At 69.6% G+C, this 6,171-nt stretch carries 7 protein-coding genes; 3 read left to right on the top strand and 4 right to left on the bottom strand.

Annotated elements, in window-relative coordinates:
- Window positions 1–13 precede the first annotated feature (13 nt).
- Both JK356_RS15900 and aac(3) read right to left on the bottom strand, forming a co-directional pair.
- Complete coding sequence (locus tag JK356_RS15900) at window positions 14–550, bottom strand: GNAT family N-acetyltransferase (protein WP_236671379.1); 537 nt, start codon at window positions 548–550, stop codon at window positions 14–16.
- A 309-nt stretch (window positions 551–859) separates the two neighbouring features.
- Window positions 860–1,735, bottom strand: coding sequence for an aminoglycoside 3-N-acetyltransferase (gene aac(3) / locus JK356_RS15905; protein WP_201868630.1), 876 nt, complete (start codon window positions 1,733–1,735; stop codon window positions 860–862).
- Window positions 1,736–2,059: 324 nt separating this feature from the next.
- Between aac(3) and JK356_RS15910 the strand changes: the two genes are divergently transcribed.
- Both JK356_RS15910 and JK356_RS15915 read left to right on the top strand, forming a co-directional pair.
- Entirely contained in the window at window positions 2,060–2,527 is a 468-nt protein-coding gene (locus JK356_RS15910; protein ID WP_201868631.1) for a hypothetical protein, read from the top strand.
- 125 nt (window positions 2,528–2,652) lie between these two features.
- The gene (locus JK356_RS15915; RefSeq protein ID WP_201868633.1) at window positions 2,653–2,883 is read left to right on the top strand and encodes a hypothetical protein; all 231 of its coding nucleotides are present in this window, start codon (window positions 2,653–2,655) and stop codon (window positions 2,881–2,883) included.
- A gap of 567 nt (window positions 2,884–3,450) precedes the next feature.
- Here JK356_RS15915 and JK356_RS15920 read toward each other — a convergent pair.
- Window positions 3,451–4,098 (bottom strand): TetR/AcrR family transcriptional regulator, encoded by a 648-nt coding sequence (locus JK356_RS15920; RefSeq protein ID WP_201868635.1) that lies wholly within the window; start codon window positions 4,096–4,098, stop codon window positions 3,451–3,453.
- Between the two features lie 93 nt (window positions 4,099–4,191).
- Between JK356_RS15920 and JK356_RS15925 the strand changes: the two genes are divergently transcribed.
- A complete protein-coding gene (locus tag JK356_RS15925; RefSeq protein ID WP_201868637.1) occupies window positions 4,192–4,683 on the top strand; it encodes a hypothetical protein in 492 nt (163 codons plus the stop codon).
- Between the two features lie 302 nt (window positions 4,684–4,985).
- On the opposite strand, the gene JK356_RS15930 is transcribed toward JK356_RS15925, so the two are convergent.
- Window positions 4,986–5,390 (bottom strand): hypothetical protein, encoded by a 405-nt coding sequence (locus JK356_RS15930; RefSeq protein ID WP_201868638.1) that lies wholly within the window; start codon window positions 5,388–5,390, stop codon window positions 4,986–4,988.
- Window positions 5,391–6,171 lie beyond the last annotated feature (781 nt).

The raw sequence follows: 6,171 nt of genomic DNA on the forward strand, positions 1-6,171 counted from the left end.
CCGTCACCACCTCTCACGAGAACGTGGCGAAGCTCCCTGCGGGCACCAGCACTCCCACCGGCATCACCAGCGTCCCGCCTGCCGGGTCCCACACCACCGGCAGCCCGGTTCCGCGCATCACCGCGGCCATCCCCTCGTGCGGGTCCTCCGTCACCGCGTACACCGCCTCATACCCTTCGGCCGTGGCCGCACGCAGCAGCCACCGCAGCATCGCCGAGCCGATCCCGCGCCGCTGCCAGGCATCGGCGACCAGCAGCGCCACCTCCGCCTCCGTGCCGTCCCGCAGCAGATGCCCCATCCCGACCAGCTCACCCGGCTCCGCCTCCGCCACGACCACGTCACCGTGACGCGGGTCCAGCAGATGCCCCAGGTAGCTGTCGGCCTCCTCCGGCGGGCCGGGATAGCGCCGCCGGAGCGTTTGCGCCGAACACCGCGCGTGCAGCCGCCGCGCCCCCTCGGCATCCCCGGGCCCGCCCCACCGCAGCACCACATCCGGCCCATGGCCGCTCTCGGGGCCGGACTCCACAGCGACATCAGGGAAACGCAGCATGCTCCCAGTGTCGCGCGTGGCCATTGCACGCCCACGAACACCCTGTGACCAGCGAGTTAATCCCCTACCCGGCCCGTCACGGGCCACAGCACCGGCTCACGGCCAGAAGCAGACGGGCAGTATCACCTCGCCGCCCGGAACCGCTCATACCGGGACCACGCCCGCCATGCTGACCAGGCAGTGCTGCACGTCAGCAGCGCCCTGGCCGTGTCGGTGGCCGCACACGAAATCGCGCCTGACCGCCCGTTACCCCCAAGCCGGGTGGTGGCTCCCCCGCGTGAAGCCGCACCGCCCCGGGCGCCCGCCCCCTCACCCCCGCCTGCCGTCAGGTGCCCGGCCGCCTCCCAGCTTCTCCTCGATCCACCGCACCCCGAAGCGGACGGCCGGCGCCGCCTCGAACAGGTAACTCTCCGCCGCACCGACCGTCCCCCGCCTCCCCAGTCCTGCCGCCAGCATGTCCTGGACGATCACCTCGAACGGCCACCGCCCCGCCGGCACCGCACCGGAGTAGTCGAACGCCCCCTCATCCGAATCGATGTCACGGAACCGCCGCCAGACGCGCCGTCCATTCTCCAGGACCGGCTGCTCGTACTCCACGAACCGTTTCCCCGGCGCCTCCGCAAGCGCCTCCGCGTGATGCAGCAGCGTCATCGAGTCCAGCGGGGCACCCAGCAGCAGCACCCTGCCGCCGCACTCGGCCAGCCGCGCCAGGGGACTGCCCGGACCGTGCGGGTCGTCCCACGGGTGCTCGGCCATCAGCGCGTCCGCCGCCGCCCCCAGCGCCGCGAAGCTGGCGTCCGGGTGCCGGCTGCGCACCGCCCCCGGCCAGCAGCGCAGCGCCTCCGGCAGCCGCCCGTAGTCGTGACAGGCCTCGCTGCGCGCGGGATCGAACGCCGGATGCTCGGCCCGTACCGCGTCCTGCCACTGCTGCGGCCAGGAAAGAAACTCGTACGGCAGCGCGTCATTCCAGCCGGTCGTCACCATCAGCGTGCCCCGCGAGCCGACCACGTCAAGCAGAGCGCCGATCACCGTCTGCGGCCCTCCCGTCACGTACCCCAGCGCGGACAGGCGGGTGTGGAACATCACCACGTCTCCCTCGCCGACCCCCAGCGCGGCCAGATCGCGCGCGATACGGCTGCGCGTCACCGGGCCGCCGGACAGCCGCAGCAGGCTCATCTCGTCCATAGTCGTGAACCTAACCGCCCGCCAGCCGTGTGCCGGCAACGTCTGTCGATAACCTCAGCCCGGCCCAAACCCGGTGCGGCGGGAAACCGCTCACAGCAGTCGGCCGCCCGTAAGCAGTAACCGTGTGCCACCCTTGAGGGCATGCACTGGGAGCCAACCGCACACGGGTACCGCCATTCTGACTCCTCCGGCTATCCGGCCGGACCGGCGGCCCCACTCGTCCTCCGCCCGGCCGCCCGGGTGCGCTGGGCCACTGTGATCGTTTCAGTAGTCCCAAGCGTCGCCCTCCTGCCACAGGTGGCGGAGGTAGCCGAGGTGCCCGTGGTGGTCGCCACCGCCGCAGCCGAGGCGCTGCTGTGCGTCCTGCTGTTGGTGCGGGCCTCCCGCATGCGCACCGTAGTGACGGAGCATCACATCGAGACCCAGACCTTCTTCCGCCACCGCGTCCGCGCCCGCGCGGACGCGGCCAAGGTGGTGCGGGCGGTCCTCATTCCGCCCCGGGGCCCAGCCTTCCCGGTGGTCTTCGTACTCAGCAGCCAGGGCACGGTCCTCGCCCGGCTCAACGGCGGCACCTACCCTGAGGAAGCCCTGGAGCGGCTCGTCGCCCACCTCCGGCTGCCCACCGGCGGCCCCAGCCAGCCGGTCACCGCCCGCCAGCTTGCCCGGGATTACCCGGGAATCGTGCCGTATGTCGAGGAGCGCCCCTTTCTCACTGGCTGCCTGATGAGCTTGGTCGTGATTTGCCTCATGATAGTCATCGGCATGATCATGACCCTTACCATGTGGTCATGACAGCTGTCATTTTCTACTCGTAGGCACCGTTCCGGCAGTGTCGTCCCCCGGCATACGCGAGCCTCACGCAGACTGATCCCGGCCACCCGTCGTCTACACCCGCGACCGCCGAAGGAGACACTGCCATGACGAAGGACCCGCTCGCCCATTTCCTCCGGCAGCTCAGCCCTGAGAACCGGGAGTGGCTGGAACACCAGCCCGAAGACAAGCAGCGCGTCATCGCTGAGCAATGGCAGCGCCGGGAAGGCAGGGGCGCCGCCCTGCTCAGTTCGATCGACCTGATGCCCGACCTGGTCGACGACGGCGCGTCAGCGAACGCCTTCCTCCAGGACGTGCGGGACTCCGAGGAGTGGTGAAACGGCACAGGGCACGCCGTCCGGCGTCCTGGCATCCGTGAGAAGGATGGGACCGCGCCTGCCTGCTCCTGCCTTCACCGGGCGCGCCGCCTGGACCACGAGGCCGTGCAACAACGGACCGGACCAGCGCGACAGAGGCCGCTACGAGTACGAGAGGACCCGTGGGGGAGACGCTGGGCTGCCCCGGGCCGCTTCCTGAAGCCAAGCATGGACCGTACAAGATTCCTCTCGCTGCTCGACGCGCACGGCCGTTCCCCGGCGCACGGCAAGAGCAGTTTCACGGTGCGCGGCAGCGCGACGGGGCACGAGCCGAAGTCCTCGACCCGGCGGCGTTCAATCCAGGCGGTACCTGGCAACTGGACGAGCCGTTCTTCCCGGACATCCACTACCTGATCCAGCGTGGCGAGACCGCCACGCTCCAGGTTCCACTAGCACCACCGACGCTTCCGGGGCAGGGGCACCGCTGAGCAGAGCGCAAGGCTGCTTCGTGAGACCGAGGGGCGTCACCGGCCTGCAGCAGAACCGGTGATGACCGTGTCGGCCGCCGGGCTGCCAGCGGCGGACGGTTCAGGCCTGACCGCCCAGCCCGGCCCGCATCTTGATTCCGTCAAGGACGGTGCCCAGCATGCGGTCGAATTCGTCGGCGGAGCCGAAGTCTTCCAGCAAAGGGGCCAGGGCGGCCATCGCCGGGTGCGCCTCGGCATCGAAGGCTGGCACGGCGCTGGCCCCCTCGGACGCGGCGCTGGTGCGGGCCAGCAGGTGCCCATTGAGAAACCCGAACAGCACCATGGGGGTGTCAGCCACGACCCGGTCGGGCAGCCCGGCCTCCCGCATGGCGGCGACCAGCCGCTCCAGCGCGGAGACGGCCACCGGCGAGGTCTGGGCACGCGTGACGAGGAGCGGGAACACCCTGGGGTGGCGGTAGGCCATGGTCCGGTAGCGGCGGGCCGTGGCGCGGGCGATCTCCTCCCAGTCGCCGGGCGCGTCGTCCGCGTCGCTTTCCGCCTCGGCCAGCACCGCCTCCGAGACCGCGTCCAGGAGCGCCGCCTTGCCCTTGATGTGGTGATAGATCGACATCGGATCGACTCCCAGCTCGTCCGCGAGCCGCCGCACCCCGAAACGCTCCAGTCCGTCCCGGTCGATCAGGGCCACCGCGGCCTCCGCGATACGCCGGCGGTCGAGCCCCGCCGACGTGCCTCGCGTGCGTCGGGGCATGTCCGCTCCGTTCTCTCGTTTGCAAAACCTACGCCGTAGAATTTACCGTGAGAGCTGAAACCTACGGCGTAGAATTAATCGGAGGGACACACCATGACCGCGACCACCCCCACAACCCCGCGGGCCGCGGTACCCGGCACACGCCCCGCCGCCCTGTACACCGGCCTGGCACTGACCGTCCTGGCCACACTCGCACCACTGATCGACATCGCGACCATCGACACACTCACCAGCCACGTCCGCGACGCCTACCCCGACTGGGGCCCCGACCTGGTAGCCAAAGACCGCAACGCCATCGCGACCTACCTCGTCGCCACCAGTGCCCTCGGCATCCCGCTGTGGCTCGTGACAATCCGCGCCCTCACCACCGGCAAACGCTGGGCCCGCACCGCAGCCACCCTCGCCTTCGCCGCCGGCACGTTCACAGCGCTGCTCAACCTCTCCCTCAGTGGCGAGCACTACGACGTCATCGTCCCCTACCAGCACGGGACCCTGACCCTGCTGCCCTGCCTCGCCGGCCTCGCCGCCATCGTCCCCCTCTGGCGGCGGCCCACGCACACAACCAACGCCCACCCAACCCCGTAACGCCCGCTGCGCGCCAACCCCCAATCCGCTCATATCCGGTCGGCGTGCGCAGTCAGGCCGAATAGTTCAGCCGCACCCATACCGCAGCGACCCAACGAGGCCCCACCCACAGCAGGCAGCCAGTAGATTACGAAGCCAGACAACGATGTCGCCCTCCCGCGCCCGTCCCCAGCGCGGGACCGGTAAACCGGATAATCGTCACCAACACCCACGACAACGAAAGACGTCCGCCCGCCGTCCCCGGCAACCATTCCACACCTCTGCAACGACGCCCTCCCTCACCCCGGTACACCGGCCGGTGGCTACGGCTGCCCGCAGTCGTGACGCTCGGCGGAAGCGTCGGCAAACCGGTGAAGAAGAGCCTCCATGGCACCAGGGTCAGGCGCCTCGGCCTGCCATATGCCATCTTGACCGTATTCGACGGTGTAATAGCCGCGAGTCTGGCCATGCACGCAGCCAGTGCGCTCAGTGGCGAAAGCGACGTCTCCGGACCGCGGTGCCTGCTCCTGATAATCAGCGGCAGGGCCGTAATAGGCAGTGAGGTAATAGGCGAAGCGGGAGTCGTCGTCCTCGCTGTCGACAAACAAAGTGCACAACTCCGCCAGGGCAAGCCCGGCTTCACTCTCCAAACCGGGCCTGTCCACGGTGCCCTGGCAGGTCCCGTCTGCTTCCGAGGGCGGGATGTCCTCGGAGTGGTCGTGCGACACCCGGTACGAGTCGGGAATCTCGCCAGGCTGACCCCCGCAGCCCTGACCTCAGCAACACTGCGGGCTATGGCAGCGGCCAAAACCGCGAGCTGGGCCTGTTTAGAGCGCTCCAGCCGCTCGTCCTCCCCCGACCAGCTGCCGTTCACAACGGTCATCAGCCCACCGCCGGGCGCATCCGCGCACTCAGTCAGCAAGATGGCCTCTGCGTCAGCGCCGAGGAGGGAAGCCGTGAAATTGCCCGCCCAGCCATGGCCGAACGGAACCTCGAGCGCGTTGCTGGGACCGATGACGAGTTCCCCCGATATGTCGGCGTCGGGCCGATGGCGACCGTGACCTCAGGACCAAACTGCTGCAGCCGAGGGCACAATCCGGCACCGCAGTAGCTCCGACGACTCTGCTGCTCCCTCCGCAAGAGCAGGATCCCCGGGGGAAGAAGAACGGGTGATAGTCAGGATGTCGCTCTCCAAATAGGCGCGGGCGTCAGCGACCGGCACAGTCCCGCGGCACCGGTCCCCCAAAGACACACGCGGGTAGTCCACCGATGCGCGGCTCCACAGCACTCCGCCCGCAAATGCGAGCATCACCATCGCGACCAACGCCCCCACCCGCCACCCCGGCATCCGCCACCACGAAGCACGGGCCGGTAGCGCGGAGCGCAACCGGCCCGTCCCATGCAAGAAACGGTTCGGAGCCTACAGTTCGAAAGGGCGCAGGCCGGAGGCCAAGCCCTCGCCCTCCCTCCTGCTCGCGACCGGAGGGAGCGGGCACACCCGGCGGTGCC

It is taken from the genome of Streptomyces sp. 7-21, from assembly GCF_016741785.1.
In the GTDB taxonomy this organism is placed as follows: Bacteria; Actinomycetota; Actinomycetes; order Streptomycetales; family Streptomycetaceae; genus Streptomyces.

What these genes read in the sequence shown, in the direction of transcription:
- JK356_RS15900 (WP_236671379.1), bottom strand. Translation starts at nt 550, where the DNA reads ATGCTGCGTTTCCCTGATGTCGCTGTGGAGTCCGGCCCCGAGAGCGGC.
- JK356_RS15925 (WP_201868637.1), top strand. Translation starts at nt 4,192, where the DNA reads ATGACCGCGACCACCCCCACAACCCCGCGGGCCGCGGTACCCGGCACA.
- JK356_RS15920 (WP_201868635.1), bottom strand. Translation starts at nt 4,098, where the DNA reads ATGCCCCGACGCACGCGAGGCACGTCGGCGGGGCTCGACCGCCGGCGT.
- JK356_RS15915 (WP_201868633.1), top strand. Translation starts at nt 2,653, where the DNA reads ATGACGAAGGACCCGCTCGCCCATTTCCTCCGGCAGCTCAGCCCTGAG.